General features: G+C 39.0%; 22 protein-coding genes. All 22 read right to left on the reverse strand.

Features of this window, described 5'->3' with window-relative positions; translation table 11 throughout:
- On the reverse strand, positions 1 to 329 hold a 329-nt coding region (locus PHO70_07705; protein ID MDD5432846.1), incomplete at its 3' end, for an adenylosuccinate synthetase.
- 39 nt (positions 330 to 368) lie between these two features.
- The gene (locus PHO70_07710) at positions 369 to 1,604 is read right to left on the reverse strand and encodes a homocitrate synthase (protein MDD5432847.1); all 1,236 of its coding nucleotides are present in this window, start codon (positions 1,602 to 1,604) and stop codon (positions 369 to 371) included.
- A gap of 4 nt (positions 1,605 to 1,608) precedes the next feature.
- Positions 1,609 to 3,387, reverse strand: a complete 1,779-nt coding sequence (locus tag PHO70_07715) for a hypothetical protein (GenBank protein ID MDD5432848.1) — start codon at positions 3,385 to 3,387, stop codon at positions 1,609 to 1,611.
- On the reverse strand, positions 3,384 to 4,970 hold the full coding sequence (serA, locus tag PHO70_07720; protein MDD5432849.1) for a phosphoglycerate dehydrogenase: 1,587 nt from the start codon (positions 4,968 to 4,970) through the stop codon (positions 3,384 to 3,386). The genes PHO70_07715 and serA overlap by 4 nt, the downstream gene beginning before the upstream one ends.
- Positions 4,971 to 4,997: 27 nt before the next feature.
- The gene (locus tag PHO70_07725) at positions 4,998 to 6,134 is read right to left on the reverse strand and encodes an alanine--glyoxylate aminotransferase family protein (protein ID MDD5432850.1); all 1,137 of its coding nucleotides are present in this window, start codon (positions 6,132 to 6,134) and stop codon (positions 4,998 to 5,000) included.
- Between the two features lie 33 nt (positions 6,135 to 6,167).
- Entirely contained in the window at positions 6,168 to 6,779 is a 612-nt protein-coding gene (gene clpP / locus PHO70_07730; GenBank protein MDD5432851.1) for an ATP-dependent Clp endopeptidase proteolytic subunit ClpP, read from the reverse strand.
- Between the two features lie 79 nt (positions 6,780 to 6,858).
- Positions 6,859 to 7,740 carry a trigger factor gene (locus PHO70_07735; protein MDD5432852.1) on the reverse strand — a complete coding sequence of 294 codons (882 nt, stop codon included), beginning with the start codon at positions 7,738 to 7,740 and terminating at the stop codon, positions 6,859 to 6,861.
- Between the two features lie 116 nt (positions 7,741 to 7,856).
- Positions 7,857 to 8,579 (reverse strand): LPS export ABC transporter ATP-binding protein, encoded by a 723-nt coding sequence (gene lptB, locus PHO70_07740; GenBank protein MDD5432853.1) that lies wholly within the window; start codon positions 8,577 to 8,579, stop codon positions 7,857 to 7,859.
- Entirely contained in the window at positions 8,560 to 9,501 is a 942-nt protein-coding gene (gene lptC / locus PHO70_07745; protein ID MDD5432854.1) for an LPS export ABC transporter periplasmic protein LptC, read from the reverse strand. The genes lptB and lptC overlap by 20 nt, the downstream gene beginning before the upstream one ends.
- Complete coding sequence (locus tag PHO70_07750; protein MDD5432855.1) at positions 9,491 to 10,030, reverse strand: HAD-IIIA family hydrolase; 540 nt, start codon at positions 10,028 to 10,030, stop codon at positions 9,491 to 9,493. Before PHO70_07750 ends, lptC begins: the two co-directional genes overlap by 11 nt.
- 10 nt (positions 10,031 to 10,040) lie before the next feature.
- Positions 10,041 to 11,015 (reverse strand): KpsF/GutQ family sugar-phosphate isomerase, encoded by a 975-nt coding sequence (locus tag PHO70_07755; GenBank protein MDD5432856.1) that lies wholly within the window; start codon positions 11,013 to 11,015, stop codon positions 10,041 to 10,043.
- Positions 11,016 to 11,837: a 3-deoxy-8-phosphooctulonate synthase gene (gene kdsA, locus PHO70_07760; protein MDD5432857.1), complete on the reverse strand. Its 822-nt coding sequence runs from the start codon at positions 11,835 to 11,837 to the stop codon at positions 11,016 to 11,018.
- 18 nt (positions 11,838 to 11,855) lie between these two features.
- Entirely contained in the window at positions 11,856 to 12,596 is a 741-nt protein-coding gene (gene kdsB / locus PHO70_07765) for a 3-deoxy-manno-octulosonate cytidylyltransferase (protein ID MDD5432858.1), read from the reverse strand.
- Positions 12,597 to 13,610 (reverse strand): D-glycero-beta-D-manno-heptose-7-phosphate kinase, encoded by a 1,014-nt coding sequence (gene rfaE1 / locus PHO70_07770; protein ID MDD5432859.1) that lies wholly within the window; start codon positions 13,608 to 13,610, stop codon positions 12,597 to 12,599.
- A gap of 4 nt (positions 13,611 to 13,614) precedes the next feature.
- Positions 13,615 to 14,544: a deoxyhypusine synthase family protein gene (locus PHO70_07775; protein ID MDD5432860.1), complete on the reverse strand. Its 930-nt coding sequence runs from the start codon at positions 14,542 to 14,544 to the stop codon at positions 13,615 to 13,617.
- A gap of 510 nt (positions 14,545 to 15,054) precedes the next feature.
- The gene (locus tag PHO70_07780) at positions 15,055 to 15,795 is read right to left on the reverse strand and encodes a DUF3108 domain-containing protein (GenBank protein ID MDD5432861.1); all 741 of its coding nucleotides are present in this window, start codon (positions 15,793 to 15,795) and stop codon (positions 15,055 to 15,057) included.
- Complete coding sequence (gene waaF / locus PHO70_07785; GenBank protein MDD5432862.1) at positions 15,795 to 17,855, reverse strand: lipopolysaccharide heptosyltransferase II; 2,061 nt, start codon at positions 17,853 to 17,855, stop codon at positions 15,795 to 15,797. Before waaF (PHO70_07785) ends, PHO70_07780 begins: the two co-directional genes overlap by 1 nt.
- Positions 17,855 to 18,901, reverse strand: a complete 1,047-nt coding sequence (gene waaF, locus PHO70_07790) for a lipopolysaccharide heptosyltransferase II (protein ID MDD5432863.1) — start codon at positions 18,899 to 18,901, stop codon at positions 17,855 to 17,857. The genes waaF (PHO70_07785) and waaF (PHO70_07790) overlap by 1 nt, the downstream gene beginning before the upstream one ends.
- A complete protein-coding gene (locus PHO70_07795) occupies positions 18,898 to 19,704 on the reverse strand; it encodes a polysaccharide deacetylase family protein (protein ID MDD5432864.1) in 807 nt (268 codons plus the stop codon). Before PHO70_07795 ends, waaF (PHO70_07790) begins: the two co-directional genes overlap by 4 nt.
- Positions 19,701 to 20,465 (reverse strand): polysaccharide deacetylase family protein, encoded by a 765-nt coding sequence (locus PHO70_07800; GenBank protein MDD5432865.1) that lies wholly within the window; start codon positions 20,463 to 20,465, stop codon positions 19,701 to 19,703. Before PHO70_07800 ends, PHO70_07795 begins: the two co-directional genes overlap by 4 nt.
- The gene (locus tag PHO70_07805; GenBank protein MDD5432866.1) at positions 20,462 to 21,559 is read right to left on the reverse strand and encodes a glycosyltransferase family 4 protein; all 1,098 of its coding nucleotides are present in this window, start codon (positions 21,557 to 21,559) and stop codon (positions 20,462 to 20,464) included. The genes PHO70_07800 and PHO70_07805 overlap by 4 nt, the downstream gene beginning before the upstream one ends.
- Positions 21,559 to 23,649, reverse strand: a complete 2,091-nt coding sequence (gene waaF / locus PHO70_07810; protein MDD5432867.1) for a lipopolysaccharide heptosyltransferase II — start codon at positions 23,647 to 23,649, stop codon at positions 21,559 to 21,561. The genes PHO70_07805 and waaF (PHO70_07810) overlap by 1 nt, the downstream gene beginning before the upstream one ends.
- Positions 23,650 to 23,655: the final 6 nt, after the last annotated feature.

Consider the following 23,655-nt stretch of genomic DNA (forward strand, 5'->3'; position numbering starts at 1 on the left):
CGATGATACGGCAGTATCACATGCGCTAAAGGAGAAATTTTAAGCCGGCCGTCAATATTAATCCCCCATTGGCTTAAGCTTTTAATCTCTTTATCAAGCATCTCAGGGTCAACTACCACGCCGTTTCCAATACAGCAAATCTTTCCTTTATGTAATATTCCCGAGGGGATAAGATGAAATATATACTCATTGCCCTTGACTACAACTGTATGCCCCGCATTACTCCCGCCCTGGTAGCGTGCAATATAATCAACTTTTTGCGATAGTATATCTATTACCTTACCCTTGCCTTCATCTCCCCACTGTGCGCCAACTAAAATTATATTCATTAATTTAGCCTCATAAATTAAAAAACTGTTTAAGCCTGCTTACGGATTCATGGTAAAAATCTTTTTTGCTACTTCAGGATATTTCGCGATAAACTTAAGCTCATCATCAACCAGCGGTTTCTGATTATGGACATTCGCGTAACGCACCAACTCCAAGACCTTCGTCGCTTCCGCATCATTCTGAAATTCAAGCTCTAATTTCTCATATACATTTCTAAAACCCTTAATACCTGAATATTCACCGGCAGTAATCTTCCTGCCTGTCTCAATTATTTCCGGCTCTCCCCTACCTAACTCTTCATAATCGTAGAGCTCATAATTTCGCCTGTCTTTCAAAGCTCCGTCGGCATGGATCCCGGACTCATGTGCAAATGCATTTGCCCCAATCCCCGGCTGATTTATTGGAATTGGCACACCAAAAGCATAAGAAGCATATTTACATGTCTTCCATGCAGCTTTTAGATTTACATTTTCATCAAGGCAATACTCCGACATCCCATTGCCATATTTAATAGCTAAAATTACCGAAACTAAATCCGCGTTTCCCGCACGCTCACCCATCCCATTAACACAAGTATTAATATAAGCGTCGCACCCTGCATCATTAGCTGCCTTGGCCCCTGCTAAAGAATTAGCCACAACAAGGCCTAAATCATTATGACAATGAACCTCTATAGGCATTGAAACAGCCTCTGCTAAAACTTTTATCCTTTCATAGATTGAAAATGGAGTATCAGCTCCCAGGGTATCACAATAACGGATCCTGTCTGCCCCTGCTTCTTTTGCTGCAACAGCAAATTCTGTCAGATAATCCAATTTTGTCCTAGAAGCATCCTCGGCATTTACACCAATTGACTCAAGGCCAGAGTCGCGCCCTGTTTTAACTGCTTCCACCATTTCATTAATTACTGACTTATGGTCAAGCTTTCCTTTAAATTTATGGATAATCATCTGGTCAGAAGTAGACATAGACATATTCATATGCTTAATCTCTGGAACCATTTTAAAAGCAGTCTTGACATCTTCCTTGGTAGCACGAATCCATCCACTTAGCCTGATAGGAAACAAAGCTTTTGCTTTTACCAACTCCAGGTTGGCATTTAAATAATTTGTCTCGTGGCGCGTTACGGGAAAACCAAACTCAGACTGGAAAACGCCCATTTCATTAAAATACAAATTCAGCATCGTTTTTTGCAGCTTGGACAAACAGATACGCGAAGTTTGCACTCCGTCGCGGTTAGTTACGTCAATAAGATAAACCTTTGGTTTTTTCATATAATCACCTCTTTAATATTTTCTTTAACTCTTCTTTGGAAGGAACGCCCTTAGTGGCAAATATTTCCTGATTATCCATTAGATAAGCCGGGCCGAACATAGCCTGAATCTCTTTATTAAGCCCGATATTGTTTTTTAAAAGAACTGCTCCTTCTTGGCCTTTTGCGCAATTCTTAATTTTATTAACATCCAATCCTGCTGCGCAATCCTCCCACCAAGAACTTGAAATATTCTGCGCGCGGCAAGTTAAATAATCCCAGAATTTCTCCGGGTAATACTTCTGCACGCAAACAGCGCGCTCATACTCTTCAACCTCAAACCTCCCAGCTGCAGCATCAAACTGCCCATTATTATCAACCGCCAAAAAATGTATGTTAGGGCTAAATTCCTTAACTATTCCCAATAGTTTTTCTGTATCTTTATTATATAAACTTAAGAATAAATCAAGAGTGCCTTTTGTTTTCTTCCTTTCTAGAAAATAAGATACTCCGCTTGCCTGCGGCTTAAGCAAATAATACTCACCCCGGGCATCCAAATTAGCTTTAAACGCAGTAAAATTCTTATCATTTTCAATTTCTTTCCCAAACAGATAAGCCGGCAAGCCAGAAATTACATATTGCTTTATCATATCAAGCGATCTCTTATCATCCGGATAATTAACGTAAGTTACGGCTAACCCGGGAAAATACCTTTTTAAAGACTCCACAACAGGCGCAGGATTACATGTAACACAGGCCTTGCTGGTTATAACCGTTAACTTAAGCTTAGCCGGCTGTGAAAAACTACAACTGGCATTAAGGGTTCCTGCGTTATTACAAACACCAATCATTCCTTCTTTTTTACAATTAGAATCGGAAAAACATTTCGGCAATATTGAAAGAATCTCTTTATCGTAGGAGATTTTATCGGATAACCTGATATTCTCAACTTTAAAATCCGAAATCTTTTTATTATTAAAAGAAAATGTCATCTTGCTTAACTTGCGCCCCTGCCAGATGGGGTAAGTAATGAAACAACCATCAATATTTTCAAAAACAGGTTCTTCTTTAGGCCGGGAGCTGCCCATGATAAGGATATCAACCCCTTTTACTTCTTTTATTAAATTTAAATCCTCCAGCTCATTCTGCTGGCTTAAGAGCAAAATCACATCCACGCCTTTTTTTCTTAATTCCGATATAGCGCCTGTTAATGCGGATTTCGGCTCAACAAATTTTAACCCTTCTGCCTTTTGCCTCGCATAGATGGAGATTAAACCAACAATACCTATCTTTACCCCTGAAACATCCTTAATAATATAAGGAAGGATCTTATCGTTTTCAATATTGCAGGATAAAAGAGGTAAACCACTATTCGCTATATTATCTTGGAAGAACTCTCTACCAAAATTAAATTCTTCATCCCCTACTGCAACAGCATCATACTTCATTAACTGCATTGCTTTTATGGCAACCTTGGTTCTATCTTTATCTAGCTGCGTATTCAAAGAATACTCGTCGAGCTGGCCTGAACCCGTAAACCCTCCAGAATCAACGAGCAGAGCCTCAGGATATTGCTTCTTTAATTGCTTAATAAGCGTTGCTCTTCTTGCCACGCCGCCATCCGGCTCCTTAGGACAACTGCAAGGATAAAGCATGGCATGCGTATCTCCGGTAAACAATACCGTGATTTCTTTGGCAAAGCAATTAGATGCAAAAACCAAAACACAAAAAGCAAAAATTAGATTTGGAATTAAGAATTTTAATTTTTGAACTATACTCTTGCCTTTTGTATTTTTAATTCTCATGTCTTTATCACCCTCACAGTCAGAATATTCTCTAATTTTCTTATCTTATCCTGTATTTCCGGTGAAACCGCACTATCAACATTTAATATGCTAACCGCCTTCCCTCCCGGCTCATCCCTGCCAAAGGTCATTGCCGCAATATTGATATTGTGTTTACCTAAAAGCGTGCCTAAATTTCCTATAAGCCCGGGCCTGTCCCAATTTTGTATGAAAATCATCTCTCCTACGGGATAAAGCTCAACATAATATTCATCAATTTTTACGACTCTCGCTTGCTTATTAGCAGAAAGCGTCCCGGATATTTTCTTGACCTCTTTATCTGTTTTGATCTCTAACTGGATAAGGTTAACAAATTCGGTTTCCTTGGAAATCTTTGATTCTTTAATCTTAATGCCTCTTTCTTTGGCAAGCGAAACAGCATTAACAAAATTGACTGTTTCCTGCATAATAGGAGAAAGGACGCCTTTTACCAATGCCATAGTAAGAGGGCTTAAATCATACTGGATAATTTCTCCGCCATAATTTATATTTATTTCCTGGAAACGGCCTTCCGTCAATTGACTGGTAAACATCCCTAATTTCTCAGCTAAATTTATATATGGATCAAGCAATTTGCAAACTTCAGCCTCAATACAAGGGTAATTTGCCGCGTTACGTATTCCTTTACCTAATAATGCATCGCGCACTATTTCAGCTACTTCAATTGCCACGTTAACCTGCGCTTCCTCAGTAGAAGCTCCCAAATGCGGAGTAACGACAACGCTATCTAGTTTCAAAAACTCACTATCCGGAGAAACGGGCTCCTGTTCAAAGACATCAATTGCTGCCCCCGCAACTTTACCTTCCTTAATAGCTTTGGCTAAAGCAACTTCATCAATAATCCCGCCTCTTGCGCAATTAATAACGCGTACCCCTTTTTTCATCAAAGCAAATTCTTTATCAGAAATCATATGCTTGGTCTCATCCGTCAAAGGAGTATGTACGGTGATATAATCCGAACGTTCAAATAATTCTTTTAATTCAACTACTTCTATTCCTAAATTCTCTGCAACTTCCTTGGAAAGAAACGGGTCGTAAGCTAATATTTTCATTCCAAAAGAAAGAGACCTTTTGGCTACTTCTCTTCCTATTCTGCCAAAACCAACCACACCAAGCGATTTACCATAAAGCTCAACACCCATGAATTTTGAACGCTTCCATTCGCCCTTTTTCATAGAGGCATTTGCCTGGGGGATATTCCTGGAAAGCGCCAGGATCATACTCATGGTAAGTTCTGCAGTAGACATGGTATTTCCCGAAGGAGTATTCATTACAATCACACCCTTCTGTGTCGCAGCATCCAAGTCAACATTATCAAGCCCGACGCCAGCCCGACCAATTGCTTTTAATTTGAGAGCAGCCTCAACTATATCCTTGGTAACTTTAGTTGCACTTCTTACAATAAGCGCATCATAATCTCTAATTACTTCTCTAAGGGCATCGGGTTTAAGGTCAGTCTTAACATCAACCTGAAATTCTTTTACATCCTTAAGAATCTTTACTCCTTCTTCAGATAAAGCATCACTAATAAGTATTTTGTACATCTTAAAATTCCTCCGATTCAATTACATTTAGCTCAAGAATATTTCCTGAGCCGCTTTAACACCAGCACCCAAATCAAATTTATATCCCATCTTGTTTAATACTTTCTCTAAACAAGAAATCCCGACGATAATGTCAAATTCTTCAATAAATCCCATGTGGGCGAAACGAAATACTTTCCCTTTTAACTCAGCCTGGCCTCCGGCAATAGTTACCTTATAGGTATCCCTCATGGTTTTAACCAATTTCTCTCCGTCTATCCCCTGCGGGACTTTAACTGAAGTTACGACGTCACTAGCAGCTGTTGGAGCAAATAATTCCAACCCCAAAGCTTTCATCGCAGCTCTCGTTGCATCTGCCATTTTTTTGTGGCGAGCGAAAATATTCTCCAATCCGTCTTCACGCATGATTTTTATCGCCTCAGCCAAAGCAATCACCAGAGAAATCGCCGGAGTAAAAGGCGTATCAGTGCTCTCCCATGCTTTTTTTGCTTTATTTAAATTAAAGTAATACTTTGGGCATTTAGAAACAGCTACCTTTTCCCAAGCTTTTTTGCTTACTGAAATAAAAGCTAAGCCCGGAGGAAGCATTAACCCTTTTTGCGAACCCGAAACACAAACATCCACATTCCAGGCGTCTGTCTTTAAATCAATAGCGCCCAAACCGCTGATTGCATCAACAACTAAAACACTATCGGAGTTCTTCACGACCTTACCAATAGCTTCTATATCATTGGCTACACCGGTAGAGGTTTCACAAAGAGTGGTAAAAACAGCTTTTATCTTTGGGTTAGCCTTTAACCTCTTTTCAATCTCTTGAGCACTAACTGCTTTACCCCATTCCACATCTATAACTTCCGCGTTAATACCATAGGCTTTGCAGATTTCCGTCCATCTCTCGCCGAACTTTCCTCCTTGCACAACCAATGCGGAATCTCCGGATGACAAAAGATTTACAACTGCCGTCTCCATTGCGCCGGTTCCCGAAGAAGTCAATATATATACATCTCCCGTAGTTTGAAAAACATATTTTAAACCCTCACCAACTTCTTTTAGTATCGCCTGAAATTGCGGGGTTCTGTGGTGGATAATCGGTTTTGCCTGCGCTTCACATACCTCAGGAGGCAGTGGGGTAGGCCCTGGTGTCAATAAATAGTTCTTTCTCATTGATATCCTCTCTCTAGTTTTAATTAATTAGGTTTAACTTTTCTTTTTTCCGGGGACAATTACTTCATCAACTAATCCATAATCTTTTGCTTCTTGTGCCGACATAAAATAATCCCTGTCGGTATCTTTAACGAGCCTATCTAACGGCTGGTTTGTATGGTTGGCTAAGATTTCATTAAGCCTATCACGCATCTTTAAAATTTCTTTAGCATGACGCGATATATCCTCCGCTGCTCCCTGAACTCCACCCCAAGGTTGATGGATCATAATCCTTGAATTTGGGAGAGTGTGGCGTTTGCCTTTTGCGCCTGCGCATAGAAGTAACGCGCCCATGCTGGACGCCTGCCCTATGCAATAAGTAGCTACATCGCATTTTACAAACTGCATAGTATCATATATTGCAAGGCCGCTTGTTACTGAGCCGCCCGGAGAATTAATATAAATATTTATATCTTTATTGACATCTTCCATCTGAAGAAATAGCATCTGTGCGATAATAAGATTCGCCACATAGTCATCAATAGGGGTGCCGATAAAGATTATCCTGTCTTTTAATAGGCGAGAATAAATATCGTAAGCCCTCTCGTAACCACGCGAGGTTTGTTCAATTACCATAGGAACTAATACTTGCGCTTTTTCATTCATTTTAACCTCCCTGTCTGTCATTCCCGCGAAAGCGGGAATCTACGCTATTAAGTGGATCCCTGCTTCCGCAGGGATGACATTATCCCTCTAAAACCTTCCAATCAGCTTCTTTAAACAACAACTCAATAACGTGATGCGGCATATGATCATCATTTGCAATATTTTCTTTTTTTGCTATCTCTGCTAAAACCAGATAAACCTGAACCTGGCGCCTTGCTTCCGGCTCAAGGTTCTTCCTTAAATTATCTTCCTCTTTCTCTATTTTTTCACGAGGGATGCCCTTCATGGCAAAATCAATCTTTGTCTGCCTTAACAAATCTTCCAATTGCCTGCTGACTAATGTTTCAGGAATCTTAAAATCAAGGTCCTTAAGCACGCTATCTATAAGCCCTGTCTCTATCTTTTGGCGTTGTTCATTCTGTTTCTGCAGGAATAATTGTTTTTCTATGGTACTTTCTAATTCCGCTAAGCTTGGGTATCCTAAACTACGCGCAAAATTATCATCAACAGCATCAACTTTGTGCGATTCTTTCAATGAATCCAAATAGCGTTTTATATCATCAGCCGAAACAGCTGATTTCTTATATTCAATCTTAATGCCTTTATATTTCTTAACGTTAATCTCCGGCATTACTTCAACCGTTGCCTTAAAAACCAAAGATTCCCTTTCTAATTTCACATCTGTTATATTCGGCATGTCTATAACAGAAATTGATTCATTCTTCACTGCCTGGTCGTATAATTCAGGAACGAGCTCTTTTAACACCTGCTCATTTGCATGCCCAAGGAATTTCTTCTCAAGCATATCCTGAGGCACATGCCCGGGCCTAAACCCCGGAACCTTTGCTTCCTGGCCGATTTTTTTAAATACCTCATCAAACTTATTTTTTACTATTTCACCGCTTACTTCAATATTAATTTCAACTTTCCCGCCTTCCAACTTCTTGACTTCTGTTTTCATGACTTTCCTTTCTTTGAACCTAGAGGAAGCAAAAGCTATTATAAGTTTATCTTGATAACCTTTATCAATTCAACTCTTTGACTCTGCAACTTTAGGTTACACTTTTTTTATTGTTTTTACATCCTGAACTTCTCACCCAAATACACTGAACGCGCCTGAGGATTATTAATAAGCTCAGTTGCAGAACCAGAGATAAGTATCTTTCCGTCTGCAATCAGATATGCTCTATCAGTTATTGAAAGAGTTTCTCTTACATTGTGATCCGTTAATAAAATCCCAAGCCCTTTTTCTTTTAGTTCTTTTATAATCTCCTGCGCTTCGGAAACAACAATCGGGTCAATTCCTGAAAATGGTTCGTCCAAAAGGATAAAAGACGGATTTGTTACCAAAGCACGAGTAATCTCCAAGCGCCTTCTTTCTCCTCCTGATAATGTATAAGCCTTATTTTTTGCAAGATGAGCGATGTTTAACTCTTCAAGCAGGCTTTCCAGCCGGCGCTTCCTTTCAGGCTTGTTAATCGGAAGTGTTTCCAATATCGCCATAATATTCTCGCTTACAGTAAGCTTGCGGAAAATAGAAGGCTCCTGTGCAAGATATCCTATGCCATAACGGGCACGATCATGAATAGGTAAATTAGTAATATCATAATTATCAAAGATAATCTTCCCTCTATTCGGGGGAATAATGCCTACAACCATATAGAAAGTTGTGGTTTTCCCTGCTCCATTCGGGCCCAACAAACCAACTATCTCTCCACGCTTAACTAAAATATCAACACCCTTGACTACTTCCCTACCGTCGTAGGACTTGGCTAATCCTTTAATTTCCAAAAGATGCATTGCCCATGCCCTCCGAAGAATATAAGATTAATTTTGGCCTTCCGGTCAACACAAGCTTCCTGTCGGTTGCACTATAAATTGCCTCCTGGCTATAAGAAACATTTTCACCTCTTACAACCTTGACGTTGCCACGGGCAATTATTTTATCAATCTTACTGTTCATAACACTCGCATTTTCCGGATTTTTATCAGAAGCTTCTTTTACTTCCTTTTTCTTTTCATCTTTTCCTGATGAAAGAAAATAAATATCCATTCTATCAGCAAAGATCGTTGAATCTTCCCTCTCAACCTTAACATTATTATTAAAAATAGCTATATTCTTTTCATAATCTATTTCCAATGGGCCGTCACAATTGATAGTAATTTTCTCTTTTACGTCGGATCCCTTGCCTTTTTCTGCAGGAAGAATGTCAACTTGAACATCCTTTTCTAAAGCTACCTTCTTAAGGCTCGGCTCGCCTTTTGCGCCTTTGGCTACCGTAATCATATTATCTCTTTTAATATTCACAACATCCGGAGTGGAGACTTGCTGGTTTTTCCTATCCCAATCAAGAGAATCGGTAGTCATCTTGGTTCCGGTAGTAGTCGTGATAACTACGTTATCTTCCAAATGCACCTTCCCGTCAGCTTTATTAAAATCCCCTTTATCAGCGGTTAACTTGATATCTTCCTCTTTTCCATAGAGATTCCCCGTTACGTCATTAAGTTTTACATTTTGATCAAAGATATCGGCGGTCTTGCCGGCAATATCCCATGATTTTTTGCCTCTTTCTCCATAGCCTGCGATAGAAAAATCATTAATCTGCTGGTCAGAGGCCTGATTAGCAGTTTCATTAGCAGGGCTATTCTTTTTTTCTGCGCAGAATGCAAAATTTGAAATATTTAAAAAGATGACTATTAATAAAAACTTTTTAGATATCATAGATTTTAAGAATCTCCTCCCACTTATTCTGCGCTTTGAGTATAAGCTCTGCAATCTCGCGCACCGCACCTCTACCCCCTGACCTTAATGTAATATAGGAAGCTGCTAACTTGATTTCGGCAGCGGCGTTAAAAACTGCAATTGGAAACCCCACCCTCTTCATAAGGCAAAGGTCAACCAAATCATCCCCGGCAAAACAAACCTGCTCTAAACTAACCGCATATTTTTTTAGAATCTTATCAAGAACTTTTGTTTTCGGCGAAACATCCTCAAAAACTTCCGCAACCTTCATATCGCGTGCTCGCGGCTTGATTGCCCGAGACCCCTTAGCAGTAATTAAAATGGTTTTAATCCCTGCTTTGTATAACGCGTATACCCCCATCCCGTCATGCACATCAAAAAACTTCATATCACGGCCATGGGAATCGTAGATTATCCTTCCGTCCGTTAAGACTCCATCAACATCCAAAAGCAGAAGTTTAATGTTCTTTAGTTTTGCTAAAACTGACTGATCTATTCTTAAAACCATTTTCTTTTACTTATGCAAGCCCTGCTCTTAAAAGATCCTGTACATCAAGAAGTCCGACTGGGCGCATTAAATTATCCACCACAGGGACCTCATCAATTTTCTTGCTCTGCATTATCCGCATTGCCTCAACAGCCAGCATTTCTTTATTTACAACAGTTGGATTCTTAGTCATTACATCTTTAATTAATCTCTTTGGCAAACCCTCATCAATTTCCAAATGCCGCCTCAAATCCCCGTCTGTAAAGATCCCTTTGAGTTTTCCTGTTTTATCTACAACAGCCGCAGAGCCTGCCCGGGCATGAGTAATTTTCATCAAAACCTCGGAAACTTTCTTTTCTTCGCTTACAACCGGGTTTGCCGGCCCTTTACGCATAATATCTTCTACTTTCAAAAGCAAACGCCTGCCTAAAATCCCTCCGGGATGAAAAAAAGCAAAATCTTTTTCTTTAAAACCCTTTAATTCCAAAAGGCAAACTGCCAATGCATCTGTCAAAGCAAGGGTGGCGGTAGTGGAAGCAGTCGGCGCAAGGCCTAATGGACAAGCCTCTTTTTTTACTGAAGCGTCCAACGATACGTCGCTATATTTAGCTAACAAGGATTTTGGGTTCCCTGTTAAAGAAATTATTTTAGCGCCTATTTTCTTTAGAATTGGCAATAGCTGCTTCATTTCATCGCCAATACCGCTATTAGAAATTATAACTACTATATCTTCTGGGGTAACCTTTCCCAAATCGCCATGGATTGCTTCGGCAGTATGCAAAAACAGGCTGGGTGTCCCTGTTGAAGCTAAAGTAGCGGAGAATTTCTGGGCAATAATCCCGGTTTTTCCCATCCCGCTGACAACTACCCTGCCTTTTGATTTTAAAATCAAATTTACTGCCTTCTCAAAATCCGGGCCAATCTTCGGCTTTAAAGCCCTTATTGCCTCTGCCTCAATATCTAAAACTTCTTTTGCCCTTTTAATTATATTTTTTTTCATAGCCATTTATTTCAATGCTTTTTCTATTTTCTTAACCTGTGCCAATAAAATCTCCAGTGTCTTTAAATTTATCATATTCGATCCGTCGCAAGGAGCTTTGTCCGGATCAGGATGCACTTCTAAAAATAAAGCGTCAATACCAAAAGCAACTGCCGCGCGTGCCAAGGCTTCAACAAATTCTCTCTGGCCTCCTGAAGATTTTCCTTTTCCTCCGGGCAGCTGGACACTATGTGTTGCATCATATACAACCGGATAGCCAAATTCACGCATTATCTTAAGGCTCCTAAAATCAGAAACGAGATTATTGTAACCAAAGCTAACTCCCCGCTCGGTAATCAATATAGAACTATTTCCCGCCTTCTCCACCTTCTTTATTATCGGCAAAATATCCCAAGGAGCCAAAAACTGCCCTTTCTTGATATTGATGACTTTGCCTGTCCGGGCAGCAGCAACGACAATATCAGTCTGGCGGCAGAGTAAAGCCGGGATTTGAATTATATCTAAAACACTTGCCGCTTCAGAAATTTCTCTCTGGCAATGGACATCGCTTAAAATCGGCAAGCCTAATTCCCGTTTAACCTTTGCTAAAACATTTAAACCGCTTTTTAAACCCGGGCCGCGATAAGATTCACAAGAAAGCCTGTTAGCCTTATCAAAGCTGGATTTGAAAATAAACGGGACATTGGATCCTTCTGCAATCTTCTTAATTTTCTTAGCCGTTTCAAAACAGTGCTCTTCTGATTCAATAACGCAAGGCCCGGCTATCAGAACCAAAGGATTCTTCCCGCCAATTTTTATATTTCCTACTTTGATCTGTTTTGTATTCATAATTACTTATTAAAAAGATTAAACAGGATTATTCTTAAGGAAATGTTTAACTTTCTCCAAATCCTCTGGGGTATCCACCCCTATACTGTCATGCTTTGTCTCAATAACTTTTATCCGGAAACCTTCCTCCAAAACCCTTAACTGCTCAAGACGTTCTGTTTTCTCAAGGCTAGAGGGCGGAAAATTCTTAAAAGTAAATAAAAAATCTTTAGTATATCCGTACAAACCGATATGTTTATAATAAACCGGATTTTTTACTTCTGAGCTCTGCGGCCAATAAGGAATGGTGGCGCGCGAAAAATATAAAGCAAAATTATTTTTATCCACCACAACCTTAACAACATTTGGATCGTTAATTACAGAAAAATCCTCTATGCGCTTCATAATAGTCGTCATGGAAATCTTTTTATTATCTATAAGCGCCTGCGCCACAGAATCAATCATCATAGGATTAATAAGCGGTTCATCCGCCTGGATATTTACTACAATCCGCACATCCAAAGGGTTGATTACTTCACATATCCTATCCGTGCCACAAACATGCCCCTTGGAAGTCATTACTACCTTTGCACCAAATTCTTTAGCAACATCCGCAACCAATTCATTATCACAAGCAATAATTAAATCATCGAGGGTAAGCGCCTGTTTTGCTCTTTCCCAGACGTGCTGTATCATCGGCTTTCCAAAAATATCAGCCAAAACCTTGCCTTCAAATCTGGTAGAAGAATACCTTGCGGGAATCACGCCTACTACATTCATTTAACTTAACCTCTCTACAAGTTCTTTTCTATCCGTAACAGCAGTTCCAAGTTTTCCAACTACAATACCGGCTGCATAATTAGCAATGTGGGAAGCTTCAACAAAACTTCCTCCGGAACAAATGCTTAATGTAAAAGCACTGATAACAGTGTCTCCCGCACCCGAGACATCAAAAACTTCCTGCGCGACTGTCGGGATATGTGTTACCGAACCGCTTCTTTCAAACAACCTCATGCCATGTTCGCCCAAAGTAACTAAAATAGATTCTAATTCCAGGTATTCAATTATCTGACGAGCGGCAATATCAACATCTTTATCAGTGAATAATCTATCGCTATTTAACTTGAATTTATTTGTAGTATCGGTAATCTTAAGGTTTCTCACCGCATTCTCAAGTTCCTTGCGATTCGGGGTAATTGAAGTAACCCCCCGATAAAGCTGAAAATGCTCTTCTTTAGGATCAACTGTAATTATTTTATTACGCGAACGCGCCAGAAAAATCAATTCACGCAAAAAATCAGCATTCACTACACCCTTGCCATAATCCTCAATTATAATTGCATCATAGCTATTGATATTCTTTTCAATAAACTTCAAAACTTTTAAGTTTGACTCTCTTGAAAGCGGCTCTTTATGCTCCCAGTCAACTCTTACTACCTGCTGATGCCCGGCAATAATCCGTGTTTTTACCGTCGTGCATCTTTTATCTTCTATAAATACCCCTTTTGTATCTACTTTTCTTTTCTTAAGTTCCTGAAAAAGGATGTCGTTATTTTTATCCTTCCCGGTAATCCCGCATAAGCAAACTTTACCATCAAGCGAGCTGATATTATAAGCTACATTGGCAGCTCCACCCGGGACATAAGTCCTTTTATTAGCCCATACCACCGGCACAGGGGCTTCGGGAGAAATCCTATCAACAGAACCCCAGATATATTCATCTAAAATCAAATCCCCTACTACTAAAATTTTCTGCCTTGAGAACTTATCAATTATCTTTTTTAGGTTTTTCATAGTCTTATACCTTTTCTATTATGGCCTGCGCCAATAGCGGCAGCATGATCTCATGATGCCCGATAATATAAAACCCATTCCCACCCGACATAACCGGCCGCATAACTACATTCTGCGATGGACGGTAATGATATATCATATCAAAATTTGCAGTAGAAAAATCTTTTACTTTATTCCCAAGATTGCGTGACAAATTAAGCGCCTTAAGGAACACTTCCGGCAAAATTACAGCTGACCCAAAATTTAAAACAACGCCTCCATTATTTAAATTGCTTATCTTCTCCGTAAGCTTATGGAAATCCCTTAGAGAGCCTTCTGCTGTAAGAGACGCGTCAAAAGACGGATGTTGATGGATAATGTCTGTACCAATTGCCACAAAAACACAAACCGGGACATTATACTTGTAAGCGTTATATAATAAACTTAAATCCTTGTAGGCAAGTTTCTCTTCAGCAATAAATTTCCCGACTGAACTACCTAAGCCAAGCCCTTCTCCGACGCCATTTACTACCGCCTCATTAATTAAATCGGCAGTCTCTTTACCCATTCCAAAACTACCGTTTTTCAAATTCTCTGCAACATCTTCTGAGGTTTTACCTTGAAAAGCAATTTCAAAATCGTGGATAATCCCTGCTCCATTAAGACAGATACAATCAATTACTTTCCTTTTTAATAACTCAATTAGTATTGGATTTAACCCACATTTAATTACATGCGCACCTGCCATAAAGATTACCGACTTCTTTGTTTTACGCGCTTTGATAACAGCGTTAACAATGGCACGTATGTCTTTAGCCTTTAATATGTTAGGCAGAGAATCAAAAAACTTGGCAAAAGAAGCTTTTTTACCGGGTAATTTGGCAAAATCCCCCAGCTCTACTTTGCTAAATCTCTTCTTAACCGAATATCTTTTTACTTTATTTATATTTATCATAGCGAAGCTCTAATTTTAGCATAAACTGCGCCTAAATCAACTTATTTTACTACGAAATGTTGAGCAAATTATAAAGAGAATTACAAGCGTCTGCCTTGTCTTGTTTCTCGCAGGGACGTTCGCCAACCCCAGCGTGGTTGGCTCACTCTCGAAAATTCTCGCTCTGCCTACATTCTATTTAGCGGGGCAACCATGCCCGCTCGAATTTCCGGAAGCCCTGCTGCGAACCAAGCCAAGGCATCCGCTACAATTGAATTATTAAATGAATCTGATGCCTTTTCGCAGCGAATGTCGATTTTAGGCAAAGCATGCTCGAGTATTTTGGGAATCCCGATGTCCCGACCGACAGGGCGGGACAATATCGGGACGGCGATGCTGTCCGAGGAGCATTTGCTAGAGCAAATGCGACGAGTTCAGCAGCCGCCAAAATACGAGAGACCTTTGCCGTTAAAAAATCGACCTGAGCGAGAAAAACGACAGATTCATTAAAAGAATGTGTAAAAAGTAAACCTATTCTCCTAGCACTCGCTCTTTCATAGCCAAAGTATAGCCTAAACCATTAGCCCCTTTTATCTTCAAAGGTATCCTGTCTTTATCCGCGCTCAGCCAGATTTCAAACCTTTTAGGCTTACTGACAAAATGATACGCCATAAATTTTCCAGCGGGGACACTCACCTCTTCTTTACCATCTAAAGTAATCACAAAATCCTGAAGCGGAAAACGGGCAACCAAGTTAAAATCGGGTTTGACTTCTCCCAAGGAACGCACAAAGTACGGAAGCAGGATAGCATTATTGATAACATTGTCCTTCTTGATTACTCTTTCTTCTTTTTTGTCTCCCGCAACCTTATTTATCTTAACAATAAAGTTCTTCTGGTCATATTCCTCAGTAATCTTTTCATCAAGAGGCCAATGAGAAATCTTCCTTTCAATCTTAACCGGAAGAAAACTAACCGGATTACAATAAATTTTTTCTAAATCAAAAAATCGGGCTAACCTTGTTTCAAAAGTCATCAGCAACATTTCTTCCCCATTAAGAGGGCTGCTTCCTTCAAACTTAAAAATCGAACTGCCTAAAGTAATAAACCCCATTTGCACGTTATAGACTATTTTTTCTTTTACATAATCCACCTTCTCTATTTGGACATTATCAACCGGAAGATACGATTTCCTGTTTGATTTTCCAAAAACAAGGCTTGCTGATATGCTGATAAAAATTATTAACAATACTAACAATATTTTTTTTGTCATTATAAATCTCCGAAGATTGAATCTACAGTATTAATAACATCGTCCACAGTAATTGATTTAAGGCATTTAAAACCTAAACGGCAATTGTGAGCTAAGCACTCTATGCAACCGACTTCTTTATGTAGAATCCTGTCTTTAACACCGAGAGGCCCCCAGCGTAATGGGCTTAAGCCTTTTTGGCTTCTGCCAAAAAGAGAAATTACAGGCGTCCCTAAAGCAGTTGCAATGTGCACTGGCCCGGAATCATTAGAAATAAATAAATCGCATTTCTTCAATAAACTCGCAAGCTGGCTTATTGAAGTGCGGCCCGCTAAATTAATACCTTTACTATGCATACTTTGGGCTACGGAATGAGCACAAGGCCTGTCTTTCGGCCCTGCGACAATCAATACTTTAAAACCATATTTTTCAACAAGCCTATCGGCAACCTGAGCAAATCTATCTTGCGGCCAAATCTTAGATAAACAGCTTGCTCCAGGATGAATAGCCAAAAGCTTATCTGTTTTTTTAATCCCTTCCTCTTTAAGCAAAGCTTCAATATATTCTTCCGATTCTTTTTTAAGCGGTATGAACAGGTTTTTCTCCTTAGGATTAATCCCTAAATGCCTTAAGAGGTCAAAATTATATTCTGATTCATGCTTCTCTCCCAATTGCTTTTTATGTTCAAGCCTATCAGTCAACAAAAACCCGAGTTTCCGGTTATAACCTATCCTTCTTTTGATTCCCGCAAAAAAAGTAATCAAATGGACTCTATTAGTAGGATGCAAAATCAAAGCCAGATCAAAGGATTTTTTCTTTAGATTGCGGGAAAACTTAATTGAACTAATCCAATTTTTATGCAGATTATCTTTATCAAAAATAATTACTTCATCTAAATACGGATTATCCTCTACAATTTCTCTTGCATAAGGCGAAACCATCATTGCAATATAGGCACTTGGAAACTCAACTCTTAATGCCTTTATTACCGGAGTTGATAAAAGGACATCCCCGATTCTGTCTGTGCGCACAATTAAAATGCGCTTAAAAATATTCTTTTTCCCCTTTGTCCATGGCCCTTTGCCCACTGCCCGCTGCCTGCTTCCTGCAGATAAAAGGCTTTCCAGCTGCAATAACACATCTTCCGGCTTGATTATTTCAAGGCACTTCAAAGAACCATATTTACATTGAGCTTTTTTACAAGGCCTACAGAAAATATCTTTTTTTGCAACCGACCACAAATGAGACCATGGCCCATATTTTGTTTCATCGGTCGGGCCGAAAATTGCAACAACAGGTAAATCCAAATAGCTTGCTAAATGCAAAACAGCACTATCATTAGTTACCGCGCAAACAGCCCTCTTTAACAAAACCCCTAACTGCGCAAGGTTAGTCTTTGCGCAAAAATCAACTATGGATTTCCCGCAATCACAATTTTCAAGGATATACTTTGCATGTTTTGCGTCATTGTCGTCTCCAACTAAAATTACCTTTAAACCAAATTCGCTTACAGCAGTTTTTATTAAAGCAACGAATTTCTCAGCACCCCACCTTTTGACATGGGAACGCGCCCCCGGAGCAATAATTAACAGCCTGTCAGTATCAATAACACCTGCTTCTTTTAATAACTTATCAATGTGAATTACATCAGAAGGCTTAACACAAAAAGATTTATGGCTAATTTTATCGGAATCAACTTTAATCTTCCCAAGCTTTGCAAGATGCTTATCTTGCATATGCTTCAACTCTTTAGAGCCGGATGAAAAAACTGGCTGCTTATATCTGGCAGGAAGGAAAATACCAAAAAAACTATTGCGCAAATCAACCACCATATCAAACTTTTCTTTTCTTAGCTGGATGAATAACTTTATTTTTTCCCTTAATTTTGCGCGTTTATTAAAAACTAAAACCTTGTCAATGGAAGGGTCGTTTTCAAAGATTTCCTTTGGGCGCTCTCCCACCAAAACCGATATTTTTACTCCGGGGAATTTCTGCTTTAAGGCATCCAAAGCCGGTAAAGTCAATAAACAATCCCCGATATTGCTCAATGTAATAAACAAAATTTTCTTAACTTCAATCATTATTTTGCCTTTAAATTATCTTTTAATATTTTCGCGGAAGCCTCAAAGGCTTCCAACGGCGTAACAGCCTTCATACAACGGGAATCTTTGCAATCAACAACATAACAAGGAATCTTACATCCAACATCTTTGCGTAAAATAGTTACATTCTTTAAAGGATACGGCCCGGTGACCTCTAAATCCGTCGGGCCAAAAATTGCAATAATCTTTTTTGTGCCTACAGCATTTGCGATATGCAAAGGGCCTGTATCTGCCGAAATAAATAAATCCAGTTTTTTAAATAAAGCAGCGGATTGCTTAAGGTTTAGTTTTCCGCAAAGAATTACTGGCTTTAACTTCATGGAATTTGCAATTGCTTTTGCAAGAGAAAGATCTGTAAAAGAACCTGTAATAATTACTTTTGCTCCTTTTTCCCCGATTAATTTATCCGCCAGCTCTGCCCAATATTGCAAGGGCCATCTCTTCGGCAACCAGTTTCCTCCTGCGTTAATACCTACAAGAATATCCTTATTGCTATTTAAGCCTTCTTTTAATAACAGGCCTTCAATAAAATCTGTATCTTCCTGGCTGATAAAGAAATCTAAATAGCGGTCTTCTGCCCTAAACCCGGCCTTCTCTGCTACTCCCAGATAATAATCTATCCTATGAAGCGAATCCCTGTCAGGAGGAATAATCTTTTTAGTAAGCAGGATTGAACGGCCCTTTGTAGCATAGCCTATTCTCTTTGGGATACCTGCCAGAAAGCAAATTAAAGCACGGGTAAACGAACCATGCAAAAGAAGGCTTAAATCAAAATGTTTCTGCCGAAGCTGCCTTATAAATTGGAGTTTTGAAATCAAACTTCTATGCCTGTCTTTTTCATCAAAAATAATAATCTCATCCAGGTAAGGATTGTCCTTTAAAACCGGATAACAACGGCTCGGAATAATACAGGCAATAAAACCATCCGGAAAATTACGCCTTACGTTTCTAATCGTTGCGGTAGAAAATAAAACGTCTCCAAGCCAGTTTACATTAAAAATAAGTATGCGTTTTACCTCTTTCATTTCTTATGTTTCCTCTTTGATTCTTTCATATACGTATAAAACCCTGAAGCCTCAACTCCAAAAACAAACATACTCTTGGCATTCTCTGAAATCCTCAGCCTTTTTAAAGCAAAGATATCATCGTCGGGATAATTCCTGCCGGGGTTTGTAGCAACGCTGCCCAAATAACCTGCATCAATAACTAATTGCCTAATCACCGGGTTAAACATCCCCTCCGGGTAGCAAAATATGTTTATTTTTTTTCCAAGTTTTTCTTCCAAAACACGCTTGGATTCAAAGATTTCCCTTCTTACCTGCTCCTGCGAATTAATCTTAACCAAAGGCTCCGGGCCTAAGGCGTGGCTTCCAATCACGACCAATCCGGAATCTTGCATTTCTTTAATCTCATCCCAACTTACACGATCACCTTGAGGCCTTCCTACCTCATTAACAATTACAAATATAGTTGCCGGTATCTTATATTTCTTTAGCACCGGAAACGCGTAAGTATAATTATCCTTAAAACCATCATCAAAAGTAATAGCAATTGTCCCAAATGGAATTTTTTCTTTATTCTTTATAAGGTTCGCTATTTTTTCTACAGGCACAACTTTATAATTATGTTGCTTTAAAAAACGTATCTGGCGCTCAAATGTCTCCGGGCTAACTACAAGCATAGTTTTACGCGAAGCCTGAGGGCTAACCGAATGATACATAAGAATCGGGACAACATAATTTTGGCGAAGAATATTAAAATAAATCAATACGGATAAAAGAAATGAGCCCAAAATTATTATTGCTATTTTTCTCTTAATATGTTTCATGCCTTTATAAAAAAGTTTTTGATTTTTCTAATTCTTGATGCTGCGGAAAGCAACGGATTATAAAATAAACTTGAAAGCTTTAAGCGAAGAATGAATAAATCCTTATCGCTCTCAACAACCGGCATTCGCCTTAAAGCAATTAAGTCCGTATCTGATGAATTCTCATTAACATAGGTTCCAAAGGCAAGCTTATATCCTGCTTCAACGACTATTCTTTTTACCAAAGGGTTGAAATCACCCGACGGATAGCAAAAGGCATCTACCGGAGCACTTAACTTGTCCTCTAAGAGTTTCTTAGATTCAATAATTTGCTTTTTTAAATCTTCCTCTAAAGCAAAACTCTTCAGGCTCCGATGCGTAAGCGAATGGCTTCCGATACTTATTAATCCGGAATCCTGCATTTCTTTAATTTGACTCCAGCTTAAACGATCGCCTTGCGCCCTCTCTATCTCACTTACGATTACAAATACAGTTGCCGGTATTTTATATTTCTTTAGTACCGGAAACGCATAAGTATAATTATCCTTAAAACCATCATCAAAAGTAATGGATACTGTCTTTACCGGGAATCTTATTCTTTTTTTTATCAAATCAGATAATTCCGATAGAGAGATTAAATTGTATTTATTCTCAATTAAAAACCGCATCTGGCGTTCAAATGTCTCTTCTCTAACCGCAAGCCTGTTCTTAGGGTTTGCGTTAGGGCTAACCGAATGATACATGAGAATTGCCGCCGTATGCTGTTTTTGCTTAAATCTCATTTGGCTAAACATTCCAGATAAGCTTTCTCGGTTTCAGAAATCATCTTTTCCTGAGAAAAGTTTTGGCTTATAAAAGACTGTGCTTTTAAGCCAAGCTTCTCTCTCTTGCCCTTGTCCTTGAGTAAATCAATTATCGCTTCGGCAAGAGCCGAGGTATCCTTAGGTTCAAACAAAACCCCATTAGCACCATTTTGAAGAAGGGTTTTAATCCCCCCGACATTTGAACCGATAACCGGCAAGCCCTTAGCCATCGCCTCCATTAAAGCAAGTCCCAATCCTTCATTTATTGAAGGCATAACAAATATATCCATAATTGACAAAACCACATTTGTATCGGAAACTTCGTCAATAAAATAAACGTTTTGTTTTAAACCTAATTTTTCAACCTGAGCAAGAAGCTCATTCTTTGTTTTGCCTTCACCCGCGACTAACAACTGGGTTTCAGGAAATCTTTCAACAACCAGCTTCATCGCTTCAATAAGATAACTATGCCCCTTTACATCAGAAAGCCTGGCGATAATCCCGACCACAGGCGCATTCTTTAACCCTAAACCCTTCTTAATCTCAAACGAAGAATTAACAAGCTTAGATTGAAATCTTTTTATATCTATCCCGTTATGGATAATTTTTATTTTTTTAGGATTAACTTTTAAATCATGTACAAGATGATCCTTAACTTGTTCGCTTATTGCAATTACTCTTTTTCCCCAACAGCCGAATAATTTCCTTGAAAACCTGGGTTTAAAAAAACCATGGCAAGTTGAAACATGAGTTACTCTGGTTCTTCTCTCTAATAAACATCCTAAGACCTGTGTTGTCCGGCTATTTGAATGGACGATATCTATCTGTCTGTCTCTTATTATCTTTGTCAATTTCAAAGAACTAAGAATAATCTTTGGGCTTAATTCCGATTTAGTCTTCATCGGAATATGAATGTATTCTACGCCGCAATCACGAAATTGGTTAATCAGCTTTCCACCAGAAGAGGCTACTAAAACCTGATGCCCCTTCTTTACAAAACCGCTTGCCAGAGTAAAACAATAACTGGTAACTCCACCGACATTTAGATGATTGGTCAGAAAAAGAATATTCATTATTTTAATAACTTATCTACCGCTTCTAATACTTCTTCCGGAGTTATCAACTCCATACATTTCTTACTCTTGCATTTTGCTTTATAACAAGGGCTACAGGATAATGCTTTATTAATAACAACAAATCTTTTTGCCGGGGGAAGATGCCTGCGGTAATCAGTAGGGCCAAAGAGCGCAACAAAAGGAGTATCAACTGCTGCTGCAATATGTAAAGGAGAAGAATCAGCGGAAATAAACAAATTGCATCTTTTTATCAGGCAGGCTAGCTGATTAACTGATGTTTTCCCGCAAGTATTAATAAATTTAATATTCTTCGCTCGCCCCGCCAATTCAACTGCTAAAGGAATATCTTTCTGGGTCCCTGTAAAAATAACACGCAAGTCGCGCTCTCCTAAAAGAAGCAACAGTTTTGCGATCTGATTTACCGGCCAACTCTTCGTCACCCACCGGGGGCTGGCACTTAAATTAATCCCGATAATCTTTTGATTGGCTGTAAGCCATTGCCCATTTAACAATTCATTAACGTAATTACTGTCTTCCTCAGAAGGCCACAGCTCCAAATGCGCATCTTCCAATTCAACGCCTAAAAGATTCAAAATCCTAAATTGATGAGCTACCGGCTCTTGAGGAGGAAGATTGTCTTTTATTCTTTGGTTTAACAAAAATCCCAGTTTTTTATTATCATAACCATAGCGATTAAGCGCTAAAGATAAAAACGAAAGAATATGGCTCTTACGGTTGTTTTGCAAATCAATCACCATATCAAAATCCTTCTTTCTTAAAACCCCTCCCAATTTCCAAAGCCCTGAAAAGCCTTTTTCTTTATTCTTAAAGTTAGCAACTATTAATTCATCTATATATGGGCAGCGCAAAAGCACGTCTTTTGATTCTTCGCCAACAAGAAAACTTATTTTATAATTAACCCCAAATTTATTTCTTATGGCTTTTAATGCGGCAGTTGACAGGATTATGTCTCCCAGTGAGCTAAATTTAATAATTAAAATTTTAAAATTACTTAACGCGTCTTTATAAACATCCAAAGTATTCCTGACCATTAATTCTACATTATACTTTTCCTGTACTTTTTCATATGCTTTAAGCGCAAGGCAATTTGCCAATTCAGGGTCTTTAATAATCTTGATAACAGCCTCCGCCATGCTTACGGGATCTCCGGGAGGAACAAGTAAACCATTCTTATTATTCTCAATTATATCAACTACGCCTCCTACTTCCGTTGCCACAACAGGTACCCCGCTTGCCTGCGCTTCAACAATAACTCTTCCAAAAGCTTCGTGAGTTGTAGTAGCAAGGACTACTAAATCTAAATGCGAAAGTATTTCAGGAATGTCCCTTTGGACACCTAAAAACTCAGTGCAATGCCATAGGCCCAGCCTTTTTACTAAAACCTGGATCTCTTCTTTATATGATTCTTTTGAAGAAGACGCTTCGCCTACTATCCAGATTTTAATATTAGGCACTACTCTTGCCACCTTAGCCATTGCCTTAATAAAATGCAAGTGCCCTTTTAAAGGAGTAATCCTGCCTATAATCCCGATATTGAATTCCTTGCCTCTTTTTGTCCGTGGATCAATATACTTAAACCTCTCCAAATCAACACTACGGGGTATCAATTTTATACGGTCATGAGGGACAAGAAAATCATCAATCATATGCCGGGCAATCACATTACTTAAAACGATTACTCTCTTACCCCAGCCCATTACCTGGCTAAAATAATGTTTCTTATAATAACCATGGCAAGTTGTGATAAAAACAGTTTTTGTCCGACGGCAGGCGAAATATGCAATCCACGCAGGAACCCGGGAACGCGCGTGCACAATATCAATTTTTTCCTTTATGATTACATTAACCACAAAAGGAATCATCTTAAAAATAGAGATTATTGACTTCTTGTTCACGGGCAATTGATAATGCTTAGCACCCAACGATTCTAATTCTTTAACTAATTGCCCGCCGGAAGAAATTACAACCGCTTTATGATTTAACCTGATTAGATATTTGGCCAAATCAAGAGTACCGGTTTCAACACCCCCAACATTTAACTCCGGCAAAATCTGCAAAATATTCATTTTTTT

It is taken from the genome of Candidatus Omnitrophota bacterium (assembly GCA_028715415.1).
Taxonomy (GTDB): Bacteria; Omnitrophota; Gorgyraeia; order Gygaellales; family Profunditerraquicolaceae; genus JAQURX01.